The following is a 21,241-nucleotide window of genomic DNA, read 5'->3' on the forward strand; positions in this document are numbered from 1 at the left end:
TTGCCTATTACTTGCTGCACTGCGAGACGACCTGCTGCTCTTCCTCCGAAAGGCTGGGACCGGGGCTGGGAGTCGCAGACGGGGTCGGGGACGTCGACGTCGTGGCCGAAGGAGTCGGCTTCGGCGTGGCTTTGGACGTGAGCGAGGTGCTGGTGGTTCCCGTGGTGCCGGCGGGCTTCTTGGTGGCGCTGTCCCGCTCGGCCTCCTTCTTGCACGCGGAGGCCTGCACGGCGAGGTCGTCGATCTTCTTCTCGGCGTCCTGCAGACCGCCCTCGGCGATCGTCGCCTTGACCTGCTTCTGCTGGTAGGGCGGGAGGTACTTGAGTTCGATGTCGGGGTGGTCCTTCTCGACCTTCGACAGCGAGACCCACGCGAGGTCCTGGCTGATGCCGCGGTACAGCGCGACGTGCTCGCCGTTGGCGCCCACGAAGTACTGCGTCTGCGTCCAGCGCCAGCCGCCGTACAGGCCGCCGCCGATCACGGCGAGCGCGAGCACCGTGTAGAAGGATCTCTTGAACCACCTGCGGCCCTTGGAGGGCTTCACGAAGTCGTCGTCGGTGTAGTCCCCGAAGCTGCCCTCGGGGGTGTAGCCGGTGCTGTCGCCGGAGCCGGGCGGGCCGAACTCGCCGCCTCCGCCGTTCTGTCCGGGCACCTGGCGGCCGAGCCCGGAGGCGCGGCCGGCCGGGGTCTGCATGATGCCGTTGTCGTGCTGGTGCAGCTGGTTCTCGGCGACCGCGCCGACGATCACCGGGGTGTCCGACAGCTGCGCGGCGAGGGTGTCGCCGGTGTCGAGGTCCAGGACGTCGGCGATGATCACCGTGATGTTGTCGGGGCCGCCGCCGCGCAGGGCGAGCTGGATCAGCTCCTGCACGGTCTCCTGAGGGCCCTGGTAGCTGGCGAGGGTGTCTTCCATCGTCTGGTGCGAGACGACGCCCGACAGCCCGTCGGAACAGATCAAGTACCGGTCGCCGGCCCGGACTTCACGGATCGACAGGTCCGGCTCGACATGGTCACCGCTGCCGAGCGCGCGCATGAGCAGGGCGCGCTGCGGGTGGGTGGTGGCCTCTTCCTCGGTGATCCGGCCCTCGTCGACCAGCCGCTGCACCCAGGTGTGGTCCTGGGTGATCTGGGTCAGCACCCCGTCGCGCAGCAGGTAGGCGCGGGAGTCGCCGACATGGACCAGGCCGAGCCGCTGCCCGGTCCACAGCAGGGCGGTGAGCGTGGTGCCCATGCCCTCCAGCTGCGGGTCCTCCTCGACCATCATGCGCAACTGGTCGTTGGCCCGCTGCACGGCGGTGCCGAGCGAGGTGAGGATGTCGGAGCCCGGCACGTCGTCGTCGAGCGAGACGATGGTCGAGATCACCTCGGACGAGGCGACCTCACCGGCGGCCTGGCCGCCCATCCCGTCGGCGATCGCGAGGAGACGTGGACCGGCGTAGCCCGAGTCCTCGTTGCCCTCGCGGATCATGCCTTTGTGCGATCCGGCGGCGAAGCGCAGTGACAGACTCATGCGCACCTCGCCCGTCGGCTCCGGGTACATCCGCACGGTGCCCACCCTCCGGTCGGGAGCGCGCCGGGGTCCGCCAGGCGGTCCGCCGCTGCGTGCTCGCTCCGCTCGCTCATTTTCGTACTACTTCCGCAGCTCGATGACGGTCTTGCCGATGCGGATCGGCGCGCCCAGCGGAATCGGTGTGGGGGTCGTCAGCCGGGACCGGTCCAGGTACGTGCCGTTCGTGGATCCGAGGTCCTCGACGATCCACTGGCCGTCGCGGTCCGGGTAGATCCTGGCATGCCGGCTGGAGGCGTAGTCGTCGTCCAGCACGATCGTTGAATCGTGCGCCCGGCCCAGGGTGATGGTCTGGCCCTGGAGCGCCACGGTGGTTCCCGTGAGGATTCCCTCACTGACGACCAGCTTGCTGGGGGCGTTACGGCCGCGCCGGCCGCCCCCGCCCGACTGCTGCTGGCGCTGCTGCGGAGGTGCCGCCTGGCGGGCGGCCTGTTGCTGCGGTCGTCCGGCTTCCCGTCGCGCGCCGCGCTGTGTGACACGCGTTCCGAACAGGTCGCTGCGGATGACCTGCACGGCCACGATCACGAACAGCCACAGTACGGCCAGGAAACCCAGCCGCATGACCGTGAGGGTCAGCTCTGACATTGCCCCCGCTTCACCCTTCGGCTTGCCGGTAAATGATGGTGGTGCTGCCCACGACGATCCGCGAGCCGTCGCGGAGCGTAGCGCGGGTGGTGTGCTGCCCGTCCACCACGATGCCGTTGGTGGACCCGAGATCCTGGATCGTCGAGGGCGTTCCGGTCCGGATCTCACAGTGCCGGCGGGATACGCCGGGGTCGTCGATCCGCACGTCGGCTTCGGTGCTGCGGCCCATCACCAACGTCGCGCGGGAGATCTGATGGCGGGCGCCGTTGATCTCCACCCAGTACCGCATGCGTGCGCCTGCCGCCGGGGCGGCCGGGGCCGGCTGGAGGTACGGCGCCGATCCGCGGCCGCCGGGCGGCGGTGCGGACGGCATGGGCGGCGGGGCGCTCGCGGGGGCGGCGGAGGGCGGATAGCCGTACCCGCCGGGCCGTCCCGCCGGCGGCGCCGCCGGAGCGGACGTGCCGGGAGCCTGCTGGTTGGTGGAGGAGGCGAGCGTACGGCTGCGCACCCGGTACAGACCGGTGTCGAGGTCGTCCGCCTTCTCCAGGTGGACCTTGATGGGTCCCATGAACGTGTAGCGCTGCTGCTTGGCGTAGTCGCGCACCATGCCGGCGAGCTCGTCACCGAGCTGGCCGGAGTAGGGGCTGAGCCGCTCGAAGTCCGGCGTGCTCAGCTCCACGATGAAGTCATTGGGTACGACGGTCCGGTCGCGGTTCCAGATCGTCGCGTTGTTGTCGCACTCACGCTGGAGCGCGCCGGCGATCTCGACCGGCTGGACCTCGGACTTGAACACCTTGGCGAAGGTGCCGTTGACCAGACCTTCGAGGCGCTGCTCGAACTTCTTCAGGACTCCCACGGGGCACCTCCTCCGTCGTTGCCGCACTGGTAGTCGTACAGACTGCCGTGCTTACCGCTGTGCTGACTGCCTTGGTACTGCTTACTGATCGTATCCACGCGCCGGTAAATCGGCTGGTTCCCCCTTGTCGGCCCGGTCGAACTCCTTCTGCACCACTACCTGTGCACTACTCCTGCCCAGGATCGTAGAGGGGGCCGCAGACAAGTGTCCCGCACCTGACTGTGGACCTTGCCCGCCTCCTGGGGAGATGGCGGTTACCGGTACGAGGTTGATACGTGGAGGGGTCCACGTTGATACGTGCTGGGGGGTGGGGGTGTTCGACGGTGGGGTCGGTGGGGTTATTCGGGGGTGAGGTGGGGGTTGGTGGGGGTGTGGCGGGGTTTTGGGTGGGGAGTGGGGGATGCCGGGGCGGGGCTGAGGGGTGCCGCGGTGGGTGGCGGGTGGGTGGTGAGCGGTGGTCGGTGGATGCCGGGCGGGTGGCGGGTGGGTGATTGGCGGATTTTGGGTGGGCTGTGGATGAGGTTGTCGGTGGGGGTCCGACGGGGGTCTGGCGGGGGTGTGGGGCGGGTGTCGGGCGGTTGTCCGGATGGGCGTCGGTGGGTGGCGGGTCGGGTGTTCGGTGGGGTGGTGGTGAGGGGTTCGGCGGGGGTTCGGGTGCGGGGTGGAGTGCGGTGAGGAGGGGTTGGGGTGGGCGTGGGTGCTGATGGGAGTGGGTGCGGGGTGTGGGCGGGGCTTGGCCGGGGGCCTGGGGCCGGGGTGGATGCGGCCTGGCTCGGGGCGGGGCGGGGGATTGCGGCGGGGCTCGGGTGGAGGGCTGCGGTGGGCTTCGGCGGAGGGCCTGGGTGGAGGGCTTGGGTGAGTGCCTGCGTCAGGGCCGGTGGGCCGGCGTGAGGGTTGTGCCGGGGACTCTGCCCGGGGCTCGGTCGGGGGTCGCGCCAGGGTCTCGCGTGGGGCTGCTGCTCAGGGGAAAGGGATGTGAATCCACCCCGTGCACCGTGCTAATCTTCTGCATGTCGGAAGGCGCCAACCCCCTAGGGGCAAGGGCCAGAGGACACACCCAATGCGCGGGTGGCGGAATAGGCAGACGCGCTGGATTCAGGTTCCAGTGCCCGAAAGGGCGTGGGGGTTCAACTCCCCCCTCGCGCACAGAAGGAAGCCCCTCAGGTCTCGGACCTGGGGGGCTTCTTCGTGTTCGCGGTGGGCGGGCTTCGGCCGGGTGTTGTCCGGCGTCGGGGCCGGGGCGTGCGCGGTGTGATCGGGATTACATGGGTGGGTGCGGGGTGGTCGGCGGGGGTGGGCTCTGGGGGTGGTGATCTTCGGGGGCTGGAGTGTGGGGTGTCTCACTTTCCGGGTGGACGGTCTCATTGTTCGTCAGCGGCTGATCATCGTGATCCCGACGGGGTGTTCCGGCTGTGCCGGGCTTGGGTCGCGGCCGGTGGGGCCCCGTCGGCGTTCCTTGATTCCGTCGTGCACGTTTCACTTCCGGGCTCGGACGCTCTTCCTATACTTGCGCCATGGACCAGGAGCTGGAGCGAGCCGCCCTCGTCGCACTCCTGCGACGTGGTGACCGCTCTTGGCCCGACATCACTGACCAGATCGAGGCCGTCGGAAGCGCGCGCGACGTGCTCGAGAGCGCGCTCGACGCCTCTGGGCAGGCCGCCCTCTTCGACACCGAACCTGTCCCGGACCTTGAGTCCGTCGCCGCCGAGATCGACGCCTGGGAGCGCGAGGGCATGCGACTGGTGACGATCCTGGACGATGACTATCCGCTGAATCTTCGCCTGGTCCACCAACGGCCGCCCTTCCTGTTTCTGCGCGGTACGCCTGCCAGTAACGATCTCCGAGTAGCCGTAGTCGGCACCCGCACGCCCACCCCAGAGGGCGTCACGCACGCTCGGGCCATCGCAGGAGGGCTAGCCAAGCGCGGCGTGACGGTGGTCAGCGGCCTCGCTGCCGGGATCGACAGTGCCGCGCACGGAACCGCTCTTGCCGTCGGCGGCCGGACCGTCGCCGTCATCGGCACCGGCCTTCGGCGTTCCTATCCGGCGCAGAACGCACGGCTCCAGCAGGAGATCGCCGAGCGCGGGTTGCTGATCTCCCAGTTCTGGCCCGACGCCCCGCCCTCGAAGATCTCGTTCCCCATGCGTAACGCCGTCATGAGTGGTTACAGTCTCGCCACCGTCGTGGTCGAGGCGGCGTACCGTAGTGGCGCCCGCATGCAGGCCCGCCTTGCTCTGGAGCATGGTCGACGCGTCTTCCTCATGCGCTCTCTCATGACCCACGAATGGGCACGGGAGTACGCGACCAGGCCCAACACGACCGTCGTCGACGGCCCTGACGACGTCTTCGGTGAACTCGACTCTCTCGTCCCCGCCACGGGCGAGCTCACCTGGACGTAGCCGGCGGACCCGGGTGGCAACCGTCGTCGGGCTGTCCGCCCGTTATGCCAACTTCCTCGTCCATCCTCTGCTGCCCGGCCCGGGCGTCTGTCAGGTCTGCCGCGGCACAGCGAACGTCGGCTACCCCACCTGTTGGCAATGTCACCAGGCCGGAGACATCCTCGGCGCGGGTGTTGCCGACGCTGTCGTACCGCTGAGCCTGGCACTCAAGGGAGAGCAGTACGCCAACGAGCTGTGGCGCTACAAAAACGCAAACGGCCCCCAACAGCATTATTTCCGCATGGGATTGGCGGCTGTCCTGTGGCGCTTTCTTGCCGCGCATGAAGACTGCATTGCGCACCACTGCGCGATATCCGGCTTCGACATCGTCACCACCGTGCCCAGCACCAGCGGCCGTGAACACCATCCCCTCCGGGACATGGTCGCCGATGTGGTCGGTGTCACACGTGACCGCTATCGCGACCTGCTTACGCCGACGCCCGATGCATCGGCGCTCGGCCGTTCCGCTTCAGCGGAGCGTTACGTGTCCCAGGCGCTCTGGGGTGAGAACGTGCTGCTCATCGACGACACCTGGACCACCGGCAACCATGCCCAGTCCGCGTCCGCGGCACTGAAGGTCGCCGGAGCGGGAAGCGTGGCCATCGTCGTCCTTGGGCGGCATCTCAACATCGGCTACGGCGATACGGCTGCGTACGTCGAACAGGCCCGGCTGCGCCGCTTCGGTTGGGAACTCTGTGCGATCCGGCCGTGGAGCCACGCCTGAATCCTGAGCAGGGGGCCTCTGACCGAGGGATCGGAATACGGCTCGGCGAGCGGCGTCGAGGAAACGAATCAGCAGGTCAGCGCACTACCGATTGATCACTCAAGTCGGTGAACCATCCCATCGGCCAGGAACATGATCGCTGCGACGGAGTTCTTTCCGGTCGGAAGAGATGCTCTGCCGAAAGGGGATTGTTCATGGTTGCGCTGCATCGATCCAGGTTGTTAACCGGTCTGGCCGCCGCGTGTGCGCTCGTGCTGACGAGTGCCTCGGTGGCCCAGGCCGGTGCTGTCGGGACGACTCCGGTGAGGACCTTCGACTACAGCGTCGGGGGTATGACGGTGAAGATCCCGACAGGCTGCCTGTTCACGCACGTCCTCAGGGGCAGCGGGCGAAGGATCACGTATCAGAACGCGGGCGTCGACTGTGCCTTCGTCGGCGCGCTGAGCAGTGGATTCTGCAACTGGCGCATCGACTTCACGTACGTCGACACCGACAACAGGACCTATCGGAGGTCCCGTGGGGGAACGCACTCCGAGTGCAAGATCGACCCGATGCGCAACAACTCTCCCCAGACGCTGCCTCGTTATGGAAAGGCGTGTGCGCATCTCTACGTCAACGGGGTGCGGCGGGTGAGTCAGTGCCACCACATCACGAAGTGAGCGGTTCATGATCGATCAGCAGCAGGGGCCCGAACAGTCCGAGGAGACCCGACGGCGGTCGGCCGGGATCGCCGCGTTTGCGGCCGGCTTTGTCCTCGCACTCGCCTTCTTCGCCTTCTTCCCCGGGCTTCCGCATGTCATCGACTGGGGAGCGATCGTCGTCGCCGTCCTGGTGGGAGCGCTCGCGCGCTGGATCTGCCGGACGTGGATGCGGAAGGAAGAAGGGCGGAAGCAGTGAGTGAGGTCGTTCCCCGTGGTGCTGCCATGCGGTGCAGCCATGTCGTGGCAGTGCGCGGAACGGTCTGATCGCTGGTTTCCCTGAGACCTTGGTGAAGCCAACCTCAGGTGAGGACAATCACACGCTGTTCTCACCTGAGGCGGAGGCCCGACGCCGGGGTGGGTGCCAGGTCAGGCGGCGAGGCGTTCGGCCAGTTCCTTCGCCTTGGTGGCCGCGTCGCCGAGGGCGCGCTCGCGGGACGCTTCGTAGAGGGGGACCAGGTCGGCCATCGCCGGGTTCTGCGGGGCCATGGTCAGCTCCGGGACGATGAACTCGGCGTCCAGGCCGAGCGCGTCGACGAGGATCGCCTTCAGGTAGTTCTGGACGTAGTCGTAGCCCTCGCGCGGGGTGCCCGGTCCGTAGGCGCCGCCGCGGCTGGCGATCACGACCGTCGGGATGCCCTTCAGCTTCGAGTCCTCGGTGCCCGCGGTGCGGCCCATGAGGATCACGTTGTCCAGCCAGGCCTTCAGGGTCGAGGGGATCGTCGCGTTGTACATCGGGGCGCCGATCAGCACCGCGTCCGCCTGCTCCAGCTCCTCTATGAGCCGTACGCGCTCGGCGAAGGCCGCTGCCTGCGCGGGCGTGTGCGTGGCCGGGTCGGCGAAGCCGGCGGTGTGGGCGTCGACGGTGATGTGCGGCACGGGGTTCACGGAGAGGTCGCGGTGGATCACCGTGCCCTCGGGGTGCTGCTCCTCCCAGGACGCGCGGAAGGCGTCGGCGACGGCGCGGGAGGCGGATGCGCCGGCGGGGAACACGGAGGAGTCGATGTGCAGGAGCGTGGCCATGGGGGTCTCCAGGGAAAGCGAACACGCGCTGGGCGCGGGAATCTCGTTGGGTTGTTCAGTAGCTGAGCTTTCGTACTCGACTATGAATAACACAGGTGCTTACTTTTTTTCATCCCCATACAGGAGGGCAGTACCCTGAGGGCATGGCGGTCGAGCAGAGTCACGACATGGGGCAGTGCAAGAAGGTCGACGACGGCATCACCCGTGTCTTCCAGCTGCTCGGAAAGCGCTGGACCGGGCCGATAGTGGCCGTCCTGATGGCGCAGCCGGTCCACTTCGCCGACCTGCGCCGGGCCATCCCGGGCATCAGCGAACGCATGCTCTCCGACCGCCTCACCGAACTCGGCGCCGCCGGCCTCCTCGTCCGCGAGGTCGACGAAGGGCCGCCGTTGCGCGTCTCGTACCGGCTCACGGAGGCGGGGAAGGCGTTGGGCCCGGCCCTGCGGGAACTGGGCGCGTGGGCGCAGGTGCACCTGCGTGAGGGGTGGCAGTCGGGCGGGTGCTGAGGGGCGCCGGGCGTGGGCGGAGAGGCGCCGGGTGTGGGGTGTGGGACCGCTCGGGCGGGGAGGGTCGAGACCGGTCAGGCGTGGGTTTCGAGACCGGCCGGGCACGGGCGCGCGGCTCGGCCGGCCGCGTACTGAGCCCGAAGTCCCCGGCCCTACGTCCTGCGGCCCGATGCCCGGCCTTACGGCTCGATGTTCGGCCACTCCGCCCGAAGTCCCCGGCCCTACGCCCTACGGCCCGATGTCCGGCCATTCCGCCCGACGTCCGGCCAGTCGGCTCGACATCCGCCCTACGACCGCCTCGAAGCCCCCGTTTTCCACAGGCCCGGAGTTGTCCACAGGGTCTGACGTGTTTTCGGCGGCGGCGGTACGGTCGTCGCGAGTTGATGTTCGGCCGAGCGCACGTGTGAGCGTGGGTGTGGGTACGGGGGAGGCGGTCGCATGACCGAGACAGGTGTCGTTGTGGGGCGCAGGCTGCCGGGGGTGCGGGGCTTCGCCACGTGGCCCGTGGCGGGATCACCCAAGGCGGAGGGGAAGGCGCTGCGGGCGATCGTCCCGCGCAGCGCGCACGCCGCTCTCGACCTGGACGGCGCCCGCCCGGACGCGGTGACCGCGGTCGAGGAGTCCGGCCGCGGCCGTATCCCCGGACTCACGCCGATACGCGTGGGCAGGATGGCAGCCACCCCCTTCGCGTTCCTGCGCGGTTCGGCGGGGCTGATGGCCCACGACCTCGCCCGCACCCCCATGACCCGGATCGGCGCCCAGATCTGCGGCGACGCCCACGCGGCCAACTTCGGCCTGTACGGCGACGCCCGCGGCGGCCTGGTCATCGACCTGAACGACTTCGACGAGACGGTGCACGGCCCCTGGGAGTGGGACCTCAAGCGGCTCGCCGCCTCACTGGTGCTCGCGGGCCGGGAGGCCGGAGCCGACGAGGACACCTGCCGCCATGCGGCGCACGGCGCGGTGGGTTCCTACCGCCGCACGATGCGCCTGCTGGCCAAGCTCCCGGTGCTGGACGCGTGGAACGCCATCGCGGACGAGGAGTTGGTCTCCCACGCCGACGCCCGTGACCTGCTCGGCACGCTGGAGCGGGTCTCCGAGAAGGCCCGGGCCAACACCAGCGGACGGTTCGCGGCCAAGTCGACCGAGGCCGTCGAGGACGGCGGGCGCCGCTTCGTCGACGCCTCGCCGGTGCTGCGCCGGATCCCGGACGAGGAGGCCGCGGCGGTGGCGGCCTCCCTGGAGGAGTACCTGGACACCCTCTCCGAGGACCGCCTCCCGCTCCTCGCGCGGCACACGGTGCACGACGTCGCCTTCCGCGTCGTCGGCACAGGCAGCGTGGGCACGCGGTCGTACGTCGTGCTGCTGCTCGACCACCGTGGCGAACCCCTCGTCCTCCAGGTGAAGGAGGCCCGCCCGTCGGCGCTGGTCCCGCATCTGCTGACCGCCGGGTTCGCCGCGCCACAGGTCCCGCACGAGGGCCGGCGGGTGGTGCTCGGACAGAAGCGGATGCAGGTCGTCAGCGACATCCTGCTGGGCTGGACGACGGTCGACGGACGGCCGTTCCAGGTACGGCAGTTCCGCAACCGCAAGGGCAGCGTCGACCCCGCCGCCCTCGCCGCCGACCAGATAGACGACTACGGCCGCATGACCGGCGCCCTCCTGGCCCGCGCCCACGCCCACAGCGCCGACCCTCGCCTGATCGCCGGGTACTGCGGCAAGAACGACGAACTCGACGAGGCGATAGCCACGTTCGCCGTCGCCTACGCCGACCGGACCGAGACGGACCACGCGGAGTTGGTGAGCGCGGTGCGGTTGGGGAGGATCCCGGCGGAGATGGGGGTGTAGGGAGCGGCGGAAGCGGCGAGTGGCGGGGCGAGCGCCGAGGTCACCCAAGGTCCACAGGGCTCCGGTCCACCCGATGCCCCATGGCCCGTCGGGCCGTGGCCTACGCTGGGCGGGTGACGACCCCGGAAGCTGACCAGTCCCAGTCCGCGCCCCTTGGCGAACCGGCGCCGAAGCAGACGGGTGCCGAGGTGCCGTCCGCCGCCGGAGCGGTGGCGGGCGACGGTTCCGCGAGCGAGGGCACCCAGGAAACGCAGAGCGCCCAGGGTGCGCCGGGCACCGGTGCCGATGAGACCGGCGCCCACTCGGCCGACTCGCAAACGGCCGACTCGCACGAGGCCGGCGCCCACACGGCCGACTCCCGCCCGGCCGAGGCCCACTCCGCGGACACCCACCCCGCGGACACCGCGCCCCCTCGTCCCGAGGAACGCCTGGAGCGGGCCGTCCGTGCCGCCGAGCAGGCGCTGATCGAGTACGAGATCGCGGTCGACACCTTCCGCATCGAGGTCGAGAACTTCTCCCGGCTGCACCACCAGAAACTCGGCCCGATGTACACCCGCCTCGACGAGCTGGACGCCCGGATCGCCGAGGCCACGGCCGCGCGCACCGGCGACCCCGAGGACATCCGCAAGGCGGACGAGGCGCGGGCCCGGGTGATGCCGATGCCCGCGGTCGAGGAGCTGTTCCACGGCTGGATGGACGGCGACGGCCTGTTCCCGGAGGCCGCGGCGATGCTCACGGACCAGCCGGTACGGCCCCCGCAGCGGGTGCGCCCCAGCGAGGAGGCCCGCAAGCTCTACCGCGAGCTGGCCCGCAAGGCCCACCCCGACCTCGCTCAGGACGAGGACGAGCGCAAGCGGCGCGAGGAGTTCATCACCCGGGTCAACGCCGCCTACAGCCGCGGTGACTCGCCGCTGCTGCGCGAGCTGGCCGAGGAGTGGGCTGCCGGACCGGCCCCGGCGGAGCGCGGCCCGAGCCCCAGCGAGGAGCTCTACGCCCGCCTCGAATGGCTCGCTCACCGCAAGGAACTCCTCACGCTCGTCGCCCGCGATCTGGAGGAGGGTGCCATCGGCTCCATGCTCCGGCTCGCCCCGGACGACCCGGACCGGCTGCTCGACGAGATCGCCGAACAGCTGCTGGGCCAGGTCGCCGAGCGGGAGGCCGAGTTGGCCGCGCTGCTCGGGGAGCCGGGCACGGCGGAAGGTCCGTCGGGTAGCGTCGGGGCATGAGTTTCGGAGCTGGTGTGCCCACGGTCGAGGTCGGGGACCTCAAGGACGGCGACTTCCTGCTGGACGTCCGCGAGGACGACGAGTGGCAGGCAGGTCACGCCACGGGGGCGCTGCACATCCCCATCAGTGAATTCGTGGCCCGGTACGGCGAGTTGACCGAGGCGGCGCCGCAGGACGGCCGGGTCCATGTGATCTGCCGCTCCGGCGGACGTTCGGCGCAGGTCACCATGTACCTGGCCCAGCAGGGCATCGACGCGGTGAACGTCGACGGCGGCATGCAGGTGTGGGCCGCCGCGGGCCGCCCGGTCGTCACGGACGAGGGCCAACCGGGCTTCGTGCTCTAGGACTTGTGGCTGGCGGCTGGCGGCTGGCGGCTGGCGGCTGACGGGGTGCCGGGGTGCCGGGGTGCCGGGGTTCAAGGGCGTAGGTCCCGGCGCGGACTATCCCAGTGGGTGGGCCGCCAGCAGGTCCCCCAGTGCCTCCTCGTGTGCCGCCGCCGGGCCGAGCGACAGTTCCAGGTGCTTGGCCCAGGCGTGGTACCGGTGCAGGGGATAGTCGGTGTCGGCGCCGAACCCGCCGTGCAGATGCTGCGCGGTCTGCACGACCCGTCGTACCCCCTCCGCCGCCCAGATCTTCGCCACGGCCAGGTCCGCGGCGGCCGGCAGCGCGCCCGGTGCGTCCGAGGCGTCCGAGGCGATCCGCCAGGCCGCCTGCCACAGGGTGGCCTCCATCGCGCGTAGGTCGATGTAGCGGTCGGCGGCCTGTACGGCGACGGCCTGGAAGGTCGCGACGGGGAACCCGAACTGCTCGCGCCTGCTGGTGTATTCGCCGGTCATGCGCAGCACGGCGGTGCCGAGGCCTAGGGACAGTGCGCAGGTGCCGGCGGTCAGCAGGTCCCGTAGCCATTCCCAGGCACCCTCGGCGTCGATGACGTCGACCCGGGCGATCGGCACGGATTCCAGGCGCAGTTCGGCGAGCCGTTCGCCCGTGGTCGAGATCTGCTCGGCGAGGACGACTCCCTCGCGGTCCGGGGCGACCAGCGCGAGGACGGTCCGGTCGGCGTCCGTGTGCGCCGGTACGACGACCAGGTCCGCGCCGTACGCCCACGGGACCGCCGTCTGCACGCCGTCCAGTACCCAGCGGTCGCCGTCCCGCCGGGCCGTCACGGCGAGCTCGGCCGGGTCGTGGCCGGTGCGGCCGTTCGCGGCGACGGTCAGCACGAGGTCGCCGCGACCGGCCCGGGCGAGCAGGGCGGACCTCAACTCCTCACCGCCGTAGGCCTGTATGGTCGCCGCGGCCGCGCTGCTCTCCAGGAGAGGCACCCTGGCCAGCACCTTCGCCGACTCGCGCAGCACCAGGCACAGGGCGATCGCGTCCAGGCCCGCGCCGCCGTACGCCTCGTCGATCAGCAGGCTCAGCAGGTCCGCCTCGGCGAGCCTGGTCCACAGCGCGCGGTCGAAGTCCTCGGCCACGGCGCCCGTGGTGTCCGCGGGACTGGGCACACCGTCCGGCGCGACGTCGGCGAACACCCCCGCCGCCGCCTCGGCCGCCGCCTGCTGCTCCTCACTGAAGGTGAAGTCCACGGTCCCTGCCCTCCCGCACGCGCACACCGGCCGACAGCCGGGCGTCCGACCAGATCTGACGGAGCGTCAAGATAGAACAGGTTCTAGAAGAAGGGAACGGGCGCACCTCCGGGTGTGTACTGACGGTCGACATGTCCGGCGGCCTCCCCGCAGGGCCGGACTCGTCGACCGATCGTTCGGTCCAGGAACTCCATGGTGGGATCCGCCGAGGAGAGGCGTCAACGGCTGTGGATAACCTGCGGGCAGTCGCTGTGGACAACCTGCGTGACCTGTGAGGCACAGGACTGTGCCCGGGGCGTGCGCCTGAGTACCGTTCCGTGCGACACCGGGGCGTGGTAGGCGTGTAGCGCCGCGGGTCGCCCGGCCGGGCGGGTGTGGTGGACGGCGGCGGCTGGCCGGAAGACGGACGGGAACCGGAAACGGGGCGGAATGGACGCGAACGACGGAGGCTCGAACGCCCCCGAGCGGGGCAATCACGCGCCCGTCTCCGACGAGGGTGAGCAGCAGCCGGTCTCCGATGCGGGTGAGCAGCAGCCGGTCTCCGACGAGGGGGCGCACACCTCTCCAGCTGCCCCGGAGACCCCGCCTCCGCCCCCCGCCCCCAAGAACCCGAACACCGCCGCCACCTCCGGATGGCCGCGCGTGCCCGCCCAGCAGTTCCCTCACCCGCCGCCGCCCGGGCCGCCGGCGCAACCGATACCGGAGCCCGAGCCGGAGCCGGAGTCGGAGTCGGAGTCGGAGTCGGAGTCGGAGTCGTCATACGATTCCGTCGGTCCGTATCCGGACGCCCGGGTCGGTGTCCCCGCGCTGTCCCTCCGCTATCAGGTCGTCGCCGCGCTCGCCGTCGCCGTCGTCGCGGTGGGGGCGCTCGTGCATCTCGGGATGGTGTTCCTGCATGTCGCGCCGTCGAACACGGTGACGAAGCAGCACGGCAAGGCGATCGACGACTGGATCTACCCGGAGTTCGAGCAGAACTGGAAACTCTTCGCGCCGAACCCGCTCCAGCAGAACATCGAGGTCCAGGTGCGTGCCGACGTCCGGAGCGCGGACGGCTCGACCCGTACGACCGGCTGGTACGACCTGTCGGCCGAGGACGGCGCGGCCATCGACGGCAATCTGCTGCCGAGCCACACCGAGCAGAACGAACTGCGCCGGGCCTGGGACTTCCTCACCGCCACGCACGACAGCGCCAACCGCCCGATCGGCCTGCGCGGCACCCTCGCCGAGACGTATCTGCGCCGCATCGTCGTGCTACGCCTGGACCGGGACGACGCGGCCGGGAAGGGCGGCACCGTCCAGCGCGTCCAGGTCCGCTCCCGCACCACCAACGTGCCCCCGCCCGAGTGGAGTGACGAGCAGGTGTCGACGACCCCCCAGTACCGGCTGCTGCCCTGGTGGACGGTCCCGGCCGACGAGGCCGCGGGAGGCGTCCGGTGAGCGGTTTCGCACTGTCGGTCTCCCGGGGCATCGCCCGCGTCACCGAGTCGGCCCTCGGCCCGTACCAGAGCGCCGTGATCCGCATCGGTTTCGCCGGCACCTGGCTGCTGTTCCTGCTCCGCGAACTGCCCCACCGCCAGGAGCTCTACGGCCCCGACGGACCGTGGAGCTGGGACCTCGCCCACCAACTGGTCGCGGACAACGGCGCGTTCACGGCCCTGATGTGGTCGGACGGGCAGTTCTGGTTCGAGGCGGTGTACGCGCTGGCCGTGCTGGCGAGCGTCCTGCTGCTGCTGGGCTGGCGCACCCGCACGATGTCCGTGCTGTTCATGGTCGGCGTGCTCTCGCTGCAGAACCGCAGCGTCTTCATGGGCGACGGCGGCGACAACGTCCTGCACCTGATGTCCATCTACCTGGTGTTCACCCGGTGCGGCCAGGTCTGGTCCCTGGACGCTCGCAGGGCCGCGCGGACGCGGGACGCACGCGCGCGTGGGGAGTGGATTCCCGACCGGGTCGGGCCCGCCCTGTGGGTCGTGCTCGGCGCCGTGCTCGTCGCGGTGACCTCGGGGGGCCGGTTCGACAGCGACTGGTTCGTACCCGCGCTCCTGTGGGGTGTGTGGCTGGCGCAGGCACTGTGGTGGGCGGTCAGGCGGTACGCGCGGTCGTACGAGCCCCGGGTGCTGCTCGACGTCGTGGCGAACGTCGTCCACAACGGTGCCCTGTTCGTGATCGCGAGCGAGGCGTGCCTGATCTACGCGACGGCCGGCTGGTACAAGATCCAGGGCTCCCGCTGGCAGGACGGCACCGCGGTCTACTACCCGCTCCACCTGGACTACTTCTCCCCCTGGCCCGGCCTCGCCGACCTGCTGGCCGGCCACGGCACGATGGTCATGCTCGTGACCTACGGGACCGTGATCGTCCAGGTCGCCTTCCCGTTCACCCTCTTCAACCGGCGCGTCAAGAACGTTCTGCTGGCCGCGATGATGACCGAGCACGCCGTCATCGCCGTCCTCCTGGGGCTGCCGTTCTTCTCCCTGGCGATGATCGCGACGGACGCGGTCTTCCTGCCGACGTCGTTCCTGCTCCGGCTGAGCGGCTGGGCGGCACGCGCGCGTGGACGGCTGTTTTCGGCGGGCGCTTCGAAACCGCTCCCCGAAGGCGGCGACTCCACCCCGCCACCGGGCGACTCCGCGCACACCCACACTGGTCCGGACGACCCGGCCTCCACCCACGCGGACCCCGAGGGCCGCGGCGCGCCCGCGTAGGTCCGGAAGGCCGCAGCCTCCCCCGTAGGCTGCACGGCATGACCGCCATCGCCCCCGACCCCGCTGTGGCCGCCTGGCGGCGGCTCGTCGGAACATCCGTGCTGCTCGACGGTTTCCACGCGCTCAAGCACGCGCTGCGCTTCGGGGCGGACGTCCCGGTGGCGGTCGCCACGGACCGGCGGGCGGCTCTCGCCCTCGCCGACGACCTGGCCCCCGACGTACGGGACACCCTGGACGCGCTGCTGACGGAGGTCCCGGAGGACACGTACCGCTCCTTCGTGCCCCGCCCGCATCCCACCGGGGTGGCCGCCCTGGCCGTACGCCCCGCGCGTGAGGCCAATCTCCGGCAGCTCGCCCGGACGCACCGCGCCGCGCCCGTGATCGTCCTCGACAACCCGCGCAACCTGGGCAACGCCGGCGCCGTGATCCGTCTCGCCGCCGGTTTCGGGGTGACCGGAGTGGTCACCACAGGGACTCTCGACCCCTGGCACCCCACGGTCGTGCGCGCCGGAGCGGGCCTGCACTACGCGACCGCCGTGGAGCGCCTGATGGTCGACGAGCTGCCTCCCGGCCCGGTGTTCGCGCTCGACCCGGAGGGCGACGACATCCGGGGGACCGAGCTCCCGGACGACGCCGTCCTCGCCTTCGGCTCCGAACGCACCGGCCTGTCCCCCGAACTGCGCGCCCGCACCGACCACTTGGTGTCCCTGCCGATGCGCCCCCAGGTCTCCAGCTACAACCTGGCGACGAGCGTGGCGATGACCTTGTACCACTGGAGCGCGTTCACCGCGGCGCCCCGCTAGGGGCGCGGAGCTGTGACGGCGACCGCGCCCCGCGAACTCCTGACCTCGCGAACTCCTGACCTCGCGAACTCCTGCCCCTGCGGGCTCCTGCCCCTGCGGGCTCCTGAATCCGCGGGCGCCTAGGCGTCCCGACGAACCTCGACGACCCGGAACCGGTTCGCGACGAACGCCCCGTCGCACAGGGCCGCATTGGCGGCGGGGTTGCCGCCGGACCCGTGGAAGTCGGAGAACGCGGCGGTCTGGTTGACGAACACCCCGCCCGTCAGGTTCAGGGAGAGCTGCGCGGCCTCTTCGAGGCAGACCTCCTCGACGTCCCGCTCGACGCCCTCGTCCGTGGTGTACGCCCCGACGGTCATCGCCCCCTTCTCCCGCACGGTCCGCCGCAGCAACTCCACGGCGTCCGCCGCCGAGTCGACCGCGACGGCGAAGGAGACCGGTCCGAAGCACTCGCTCATGTACGCGGCCTCGTCGTCCGGCTTCGCGCCGTCCAGCTTCACGATCACCGGCGTACGGACGACCGCGTCGGGGAACTCCGGGTTGGTGATCTCCCGTGAGGCGAGGGCGACCTCACCCAGTCCGGCGGCCGCCTCCAGACGGGCCTTCACATCCGGGTTGACCAGCGCGCCCAGCAGCCCGTTCGCACGGGCGTCGTCGCCCAGGAGACCGTCCACCGCGCGCGCGAGGTCGGCGACGACCTCGTCGTAGGACTTGGGGCCCTGGTCGGTGGTGATGCCGTCGCGGGGGATGAGCAGGTTCTGCGGGGTCGTGCACATCTGGCCGCTGTACAGGGACAGCGAGAACGCCAGGTTGGACAGCATCCCCTTGTAGTCGTCGGTCGACTCCACGACGACCGTGTTGACCCCGGCCTTCTCCGTGTAGACCTGCGCCTGGCGGGCGTTGGCCTCTAGCCAGTCGCCGAAGCCGGTCGACCCCGTGTAGTCGATGATCCGGATCTCGGGGCGGGTGGCCAGCGTCTTGGCGATGCCCTCGCCGGGGCGCTCGGCGGCCAGCGCCACCAGGTTCGGGTCGAAGCCCGCCTCGGTGAGCACCTCGCGCGCGATCCGCACGGTGAGCGCGAGCGGCAGCACCGCGCGCGGGTGGGGCTTCACCAGGACCGCGTTGCCGGTGGCGAGGGAGGCGAACAGGCCCGGATAGCCGTTCCACGTGGGGAAGGTGTTGCAGCCGATGACCAGGGCCGTGCCGCGCGGCACGGGCGTGAACTGCTTGTTCATCACGAGGGGGTCGCGCTTGCCCTGGGGCTTGGTCCACTCCGCGACGGCCGGCGTGCGGACCTGCTCCGCGTACGCGTAGGCCACCGCCTCCAGGCCGCGGTCCTGGGCGTGCGGGCCGCCCGCCTGGAACGCCATCATGAAGGCCTGGCCGCTGGTGTGCATGACGGCGTGCGCGAACTCGTGCGTCCGGTCGCTGATCCGCTTGAGGATCTCGATGGAGACCACGGCACGCGCCTCCGCGCCCGCGTCCCGCCACGCGCGCTGCCCGGCGCGCATGGCCGGCAGCAGGACGTCGAGGTCCGCGTGCGGGTACGTCACGCCCAACTCGACGCCGTACGGAGAGACTTCGCCGCCCACCCAGTCGTCGGTGCCGGGCTGGCCGAGGTCGAGACGGGTGCCCAGGAGAGCGTCGAAGGCGGCCTTGCCCGCGGCCGCGTCCAGGCTGCCGTGCTCGCCGTACGCCTTCGGGTGCTCCGGATGCGGTGACCAGTACGCGCGCGTGTGCATGGATTCCAGCGCCTGGTCCAGGGTGGGCCGGTGCCGGGCGATCAGCTCGGGCGTGGTCAGTTCGGCGGCCATGCGGGACCAACTCCTCGTCTCAAGAACTTGTCTACAAGCTCATGACCTGGGCAGGACCATGGGCGGAAACAGGCGGTCAGAGTTAGAGTAACCGAACGATCGGTCGGGACAAGGGGGTCCGCCGCATCTGTGGAAAACCCTGTGGGGGAGGATCGCGCACATGACAGCACTGGACCTCAGCAGCCCCGTGGCCGTCGTCGGCACCGGCACCATGGGCCAGGGGATCGCCCAGGTCGCGCTGACCGCGGGCCACGTCGTGCGGCTGTACGACGCCGTCCCCGGACGGGCCCGTGACGCGGCCGCCGCGATCGTCGCCCGGCTCGACCGGCTCGTCGAGAAGGACCGGCTCACCGCCGCCGACCGGGACGCCGCGGGCGGCCGTCTGCTGCCCGCAGAGGACCTCGCCGACCTCGCGGACTGCACCCTGGTCGTCGAGGCCGTGCTGGAGCGACTGGACGTCAAACAGCAGCTGATGCGCGAGCTGGAGGACGTCGTCGGCGAGGACTGTCTGCTCGCCACCAACACCTCGTCCCTCTCGGTGACGGCCATCGGCGCCGCGCTGCGCAACCCCGGCCGCTTCGTGGGCCTGCACTTCTTCAACCCGGCCCCGCTGCTGCCCCTCGTCGAGGTCGTCTCCGGGTTCGCCACCGACGTCACGTCGGCCACGCGCGCGTACGAGATGGCCCGCGCCTGGGGCAAGACACCCGTGGCCTGCGCGGACACCCCCGGGTTCATCGTCAACCGCATCGCGCGGCCGTTCTACGCCGAGGCCTTCGCGGTCTACGAGGCACAGGCCGCCGACCCGGCCACCATCGACGCCGTCCTGCGCGAGTCCGGCGGCTTCAGGATGGGCGCCTTCGAGCTGACCGACCTCATCGGGCAGGACGTCAACGAGTCCGTCACCCACTCCGTGTGGCAGGCCTTCTTCAATGACGTGCGCTTCACGCCCTCCCTCGCCCAGCGCCGCCTGGTCGAGTCGGGACGCCTCGGCCGCAAGACCGGGCACGGCTGGTACGACCACGGGGACGACGCCGAGCGGCCCGAGCCGCACACCGCGGAACCGGCCCAGGCGCCCGCCTACGTCGTTGTGGAGGGCGACCTGGGCCCCGCCGCCGACCTGGTCGCGCTGATCCGCGAGGCGGGCATCGTCGTCCGCGAGGAGGAAGAGGACCACGGCACCCGCATGGTGCTCCCCGGCGGCGGACAGCTCGCGCTCGCCGACGGGCAGACCTCCGTCGAGTTCCGTGACGTCGTCTACTTCGACCTCGCCCTCGACTACCGCAAGGCCGGCCGCATCGCCCTGTCCGCCTCCCAGGACACCGCCTCACAGACCCTCACCGAGGCGACCGGCCTCTTCCAGGCGCTCGGCAAGGACGTCAGCGTCGTGGGAGACGCCCCCGGGATGATCGTCGCCCGCACGGTCGCCCGGATCGTCGACCTGGCGCACGACGCCGTCGCCAAGGGCGTCGCCACCGAGGAGGACATCGACACCGCGATGCGCCTGGGCGTCAACTACCCTCTGGGTCCGTTCGAATGGAGCCGCAGGCTGGGCCGCAGCTGGGCCTACGACCTCCTGGACGACCTGCACCTGCGTGATCCGTCGGGACGGTACGCGCCGTCCCTGGCGCTCTACCGCCACGCGTACGCCACCGAGAAGCGGGAGGGCACCCCATGACCACCGCCAAGCGCGACACGTACACCCCGGAGACCCTGCTCTCCGTCGCCGTGCAGGTCTTCATCGAGCGCGGCTACGACGGCACCTCCATGGAGCACCTCGCCAAGGCGGCCGGCATCTCCAAGTCGTCGATCTACCACCACGTCACCGGCAAGGAGGAGCTGCTCCGCCGCGCGGTCAGCCGCGCCCTGGACGGCCTCTTCGGGATCCTCGACGAGGAGCACGCACGCGTGGGGCGCGCGGTCGAGCGCCTGGAGTACGTCGTACGGCGGATGGTGGAGGTACTGACGTCCGAGCTGCCGTACGTGACGCTGCTGCTGCGGGTGCGCGGCAACACCGACACCGAGCGGTGGGCCCTGGAGCGGCGGCGGGACTTCGACCACCGGGTGGCCGACCTGCTGAAGGCGGCGGCGGCCGACGGCGATGTGCGCGGTGACGTCGAGGTGCGGCTCGCGACCCGGCTCGTCTTCGGGATGATCAACTCCATCGTGGAGTGGTACCGGCCCGACGCGCGGGGCATGGGTGAGCGCGAAATGACCGACGCGGTGGCCCAGTTGGTCTTCTCCGGACTGCGCGCGCAGAGCCGGCCCTGAAGCACCCCGGGAGGCACTCCCGGCACTTACGCGACCCGGCACTCACCCGACTCAGCCCTGCGGCTCCAGGTCCTCCTCCTCGAACACGAGCAGCGTCCGCGTGCTGAGCACCTCGGGGATCGCCTGGAGCCGGTTGAGGACCAGCTCGCGCAGCGACCGGTTGTCCAGGGTGTGCACCAGCAGCAGGACGTCGAAGTCGCCCCCCACCTGCGCGATGTGCGAGGCGCCCGGCAGTGCTCTGAGCTGGTCGCGGACCGTGCGCCAGGAGTTCTGCACGATCTTCAGGGTGATGTACGCCGAGGTGCCCTGGCCCGCGCGCTCGTGGTCGACCCGGGCGCCGAAGCCGCGGATGACGCCGTCCTCGATGAGCCGGTTGATCCGCGCGTAGGCGTTGGCGCGGGAGACGTGCACCCGTTCGGCGACCGACCTTATCGACGCGCGGCCGTCCGCCTGGAGCATCTTCAGGATGTCCTGATCGATGGCGTCGAGCGGGCGCGGCGGCGGCAGGGCGCTGCTGTCGTCCGGGCCTTCGGCCATTTGTTCAGGTGCCATGTCCCCCCGCCTCCCTACCATGGACGTACTGCGTTCATTCCAGGTTGTGGA

The 21,241-nt window shown here is 70.7% G+C and carries 20 protein-coding genes and 1 tRNA gene; 14 read left to right on the forward strand and 7 right to left on the reverse strand.

The window, feature by feature from the left end; translation table 11 throughout:
- Positions 1–7: 7 nt before the first annotated feature.
- The 3 genes from ACIPTO_RS23375 to ACIPTO_RS23385 form a co-directional block, all read right to left on the reverse strand.
- Positions 8–1,540: a Stp1/IreP family PP2C-type Ser/Thr phosphatase gene (locus tag ACIPTO_RS23375; RefSeq protein ID WP_401195472.1), complete on the reverse strand. Its 1,533-nt coding sequence runs from the start codon at positions 1,538–1,540 to the stop codon at positions 8–10.
- Positions 1,541–1,630: 90 nt separating this feature from the next.
- Positions 1,631–2,152, reverse strand: a complete 522-nt coding sequence (locus tag ACIPTO_RS23380) for an FHA domain-containing protein (protein WP_366318692.1) — start codon at positions 2,150–2,152, stop codon at positions 1,631–1,633.
- A 10-nt stretch (positions 2,153–2,162) separates the two neighbouring features.
- On the reverse strand, positions 2,163–3,008 hold the full coding sequence (locus ACIPTO_RS23385) for a DUF3662 and FHA domain-containing protein (protein ID WP_366318690.1): 846 nt from the start codon (positions 3,006–3,008) through the stop codon (positions 2,163–2,165).
- Between the two features lie 1,062 nt (positions 3,009–4,070).
- On the opposite strand from ACIPTO_RS23385, the gene ACIPTO_RS23390 reads away from it, so the two are divergent.
- From ACIPTO_RS23390 to ACIPTO_RS23410, 5 genes are all read left to right on the forward strand, one after another.
- Positions 4,071–4,154: transfer RNA gene (locus ACIPTO_RS23390), tRNA-Leu, on the forward strand.
- A gap of 368 nt (positions 4,155–4,522) precedes the next feature.
- Positions 4,523–5,407 (forward strand): DNA-processing protein DprA, encoded by an 885-nt coding sequence (locus ACIPTO_RS23395; RefSeq protein WP_401195165.1) that lies wholly within the window; start codon positions 4,523–4,525, stop codon positions 5,405–5,407.
- Between the two features lie 13 nt (positions 5,408–5,420).
- On the forward strand, positions 5,421–6,170 hold the full coding sequence (locus ACIPTO_RS23400) for a hypothetical protein (RefSeq protein ID WP_401195167.1): 750 nt from the start codon (positions 5,421–5,423) through the stop codon (positions 6,168–6,170).
- Positions 6,171–6,364: 194 nt separating this feature from the next.
- Complete coding sequence (locus ACIPTO_RS23405) at positions 6,365–6,829, forward strand: hypothetical protein (protein ID WP_401195169.1); 465 nt, start codon at positions 6,365–6,367, stop codon at positions 6,827–6,829.
- Between the two features lie 7 nt (positions 6,830–6,836).
- A complete protein-coding gene (locus tag ACIPTO_RS23410) occupies positions 6,837–7,067 on the forward strand; it encodes a hypothetical protein (RefSeq protein WP_401195171.1) in 231 nt (76 codons plus the stop codon).
- 170 nt (positions 7,068–7,237) lie between these two features.
- Here the strand turns inward: ACIPTO_RS23410 and ACIPTO_RS23415 are convergent, their stop codons facing one another.
- Positions 7,238–7,891, reverse strand: coding sequence for an NAD(P)H-dependent oxidoreductase (locus tag ACIPTO_RS23415; RefSeq protein WP_366318686.1), 654 nt, complete (start codon positions 7,889–7,891; stop codon positions 7,238–7,240).
- 143 nt (positions 7,892–8,034) lie between these two features.
- On the opposite strand from ACIPTO_RS23415, the gene ACIPTO_RS23420 reads away from it, so the two are divergent.
- The 4 genes from ACIPTO_RS23420 (at position 8,035) to ACIPTO_RS23435 (ending at position 11,815) form a co-directional block, all read left to right on the forward strand.
- Entirely contained in the window at positions 8,035–8,397 is a 363-nt protein-coding gene (locus tag ACIPTO_RS23420; RefSeq protein WP_366318684.1) for a helix-turn-helix domain-containing protein, read from the forward strand.
- 438 nt (positions 8,398–8,835) lie between these two features.
- Positions 8,836–10,245, forward strand: a complete 1,410-nt coding sequence (locus ACIPTO_RS23425; protein WP_401195174.1) for a DUF2252 domain-containing protein — start codon at positions 8,836–8,838, stop codon at positions 10,243–10,245.
- 113 nt (positions 10,246–10,358) lie between these two features.
- Positions 10,359–11,471 carry a J domain-containing protein gene (locus ACIPTO_RS23430; protein ID WP_401195177.1) on the forward strand — a complete coding sequence of 371 codons (1,113 nt, stop codon included), beginning with the start codon at positions 10,359–10,361 and terminating at the stop codon, positions 11,469–11,471.
- Between the two features lie 14 nt (positions 11,472–11,485).
- On the forward strand, positions 11,486–11,815 hold the full coding sequence (locus tag ACIPTO_RS23435; RefSeq protein WP_043675918.1) for a rhodanese-like domain-containing protein: 330 nt from the start codon (positions 11,486–11,488) through the stop codon (positions 11,813–11,815).
- Positions 11,816–11,911: 96 nt separating this feature from the next.
- On the opposite strand, the gene ACIPTO_RS23440 is transcribed toward ACIPTO_RS23435, so the two are convergent.
- On the reverse strand, positions 11,912–13,054 hold the full coding sequence (locus tag ACIPTO_RS23440; protein ID WP_366318678.1) for an acyl-CoA dehydrogenase family protein: 1,143 nt from the start codon (positions 13,052–13,054) through the stop codon (positions 11,912–11,914).
- A gap of 429 nt (positions 13,055–13,483) precedes the next feature.
- Between ACIPTO_RS23440 and ACIPTO_RS23445 the strand changes: the two genes are divergently transcribed.
- The 3 genes from ACIPTO_RS23445 to ACIPTO_RS23455 are packed head-to-tail and all read left to right on the forward strand — an operon-like array spanning position 13,484 to position 16,559.
- Positions 13,484–14,491: a DUF5819 family protein gene (locus ACIPTO_RS23445; RefSeq protein ID WP_401195179.1), complete on the forward strand. Its 1,008-nt coding sequence runs from the start codon at positions 13,484–13,486 to the stop codon at positions 14,489–14,491.
- Positions 14,488–15,756, forward strand: a complete 1,269-nt coding sequence (locus ACIPTO_RS23450) for an HTTM domain-containing protein (RefSeq protein ID WP_401195181.1) — start codon at positions 14,488–14,490, stop codon at positions 15,754–15,756. Before ACIPTO_RS23445 ends, ACIPTO_RS23450 begins: the two co-directional genes overlap by 4 nt.
- A gap of 38 nt (positions 15,757–15,794) precedes the next feature.
- Positions 15,795–16,559 (forward strand): TrmH family RNA methyltransferase, encoded by a 765-nt coding sequence (locus tag ACIPTO_RS23455; RefSeq protein WP_401195184.1) that lies wholly within the window; start codon positions 15,795–15,797, stop codon positions 16,557–16,559.
- Positions 16,560–16,678: 119 nt separating this feature from the next.
- On the opposite strand, the gene paaN is transcribed toward ACIPTO_RS23455, so the two are convergent.
- Complete coding sequence (gene paaN, locus ACIPTO_RS23460; RefSeq protein ID WP_401195186.1) at positions 16,679–18,370, reverse strand: phenylacetic acid degradation protein PaaN; 1,692 nt, start codon at positions 18,368–18,370, stop codon at positions 16,679–16,681.
- Positions 18,371–18,530: 160 nt separating this feature from the next.
- Here paaN and ACIPTO_RS23465 point away from each other — a divergent pair, with 160 nt between their 5' ends.
- Both ACIPTO_RS23465 and ACIPTO_RS23470 read left to right on the forward strand, forming a co-directional pair.
- Positions 18,531–20,045, forward strand: a complete 1,515-nt coding sequence (locus tag ACIPTO_RS23465) for a 3-hydroxyacyl-CoA dehydrogenase (RefSeq protein WP_366318668.1) — start codon at positions 18,531–18,533, stop codon at positions 20,043–20,045.
- Complete coding sequence (locus ACIPTO_RS23470; protein ID WP_401195189.1) at positions 20,042–20,638, forward strand: TetR/AcrR family transcriptional regulator; 597 nt, start codon at positions 20,042–20,044, stop codon at positions 20,636–20,638. The genes ACIPTO_RS23465 and ACIPTO_RS23470 overlap by 4 nt, the downstream gene beginning before the upstream one ends.
- 51 nt (positions 20,639–20,689) lie before the next feature.
- Here ACIPTO_RS23470 and ACIPTO_RS23475 read toward each other — a convergent pair whose 3' ends face one another.
- Positions 20,690–21,175: an Lrp/AsnC family transcriptional regulator gene (locus tag ACIPTO_RS23475; RefSeq protein WP_328834312.1), complete on the reverse strand. Its 486-nt coding sequence runs from the start codon at positions 21,173–21,175 to the stop codon at positions 20,690–20,692.
- Between the last annotated feature and the right edge of the window lie 66 nt (positions 21,176–21,241).

It is taken from the genome of Streptomyces sp. NPDC090083 (assembly GCF_044747445.1).
GTDB lineage: Bacteria > Actinomycetota > Actinomycetes > Streptomycetales > Streptomycetaceae > Streptomyces.

Excerpts from the sequence above, each read along its gene's own strand:
- ACIPTO_RS23470 (WP_401195189.1), top strand. The coding sequence starts at position 20,042 with ATGACCACCGCCAAGCGCGACACGTACACCCCGGAGACCCTGCTCTCC.
- ACIPTO_RS23425 (WP_401195174.1), top strand. The coding sequence starts at position 8,836 with ATGACCGAGACAGGTGTCGTTGTGGGGCGCAGGCTGCCGGGGGTGCGG.
- ACIPTO_RS23465 (WP_366318668.1), top strand. The coding sequence starts at position 18,531 with ATGACAGCACTGGACCTCAGCAGCCCCGTGGCCGTCGTCGGCACCGGC.
- ACIPTO_RS23410 (WP_401195171.1), top strand. The coding sequence starts at position 6,837 with ATGATCGATCAGCAGCAGGGGCCCGAACAGTCCGAGGAGACCCGACGG.
- ACIPTO_RS23415 (WP_366318686.1), bottom strand. The coding sequence starts at position 7,891 with ATGGCCACGCTCCTGCACATCGACTCCTCCGTGTTCCCCGCCGGCGCA.
- ACIPTO_RS23395 (WP_401195165.1), top strand. The coding sequence starts at position 4,523 with ATGGACCAGGAGCTGGAGCGAGCCGCCCTCGTCGCACTCCTGCGACGT.
- ACIPTO_RS23380 (WP_366318692.1), bottom strand. The coding sequence starts at position 2,152 with ATGTCAGAGCTGACCCTCACGGTCATGCGGCTGGGTTTCCTGGCCGTA.
- ACIPTO_RS23405 (WP_401195169.1), top strand. The coding sequence starts at position 6,365 with ATGGTTGCGCTGCATCGATCCAGGTTGTTAACCGGTCTGGCCGCCGCG.
- ACIPTO_RS23375 (WP_401195472.1), bottom strand. The coding sequence starts at position 1,540 with ATGTACCCGGAGCCGACGGGCGAGGTGCGCATGAGTCTGTCACTGCGC.
- paaN (WP_401195186.1), bottom strand. The coding sequence starts at position 18,370 with ATGGCCGCCGAACTGACCACGCCCGAGCTGATCGCCCGGCACCGGCCC.
- ACIPTO_RS23445 (WP_401195179.1), top strand. The coding sequence starts at position 13,484 with ATGGACGCGAACGACGGAGGCTCGAACGCCCCCGAGCGGGGCAATCAC.
- ACIPTO_RS23420 (WP_366318684.1), top strand. The coding sequence starts at position 8,035 with ATGGCGGTCGAGCAGAGTCACGACATGGGGCAGTGCAAGAAGGTCGAC.
- ACIPTO_RS23475 (WP_328834312.1), bottom strand. The coding sequence starts at position 21,175 with ATGGCCGAAGGCCCGGACGACAGCAGCGCCCTGCCGCCGCCGCGCCCG.
- ACIPTO_RS23455 (WP_401195184.1), top strand. The coding sequence starts at position 15,795 with ATGACCGCCATCGCCCCCGACCCCGCTGTGGCCGCCTGGCGGCGGCTC.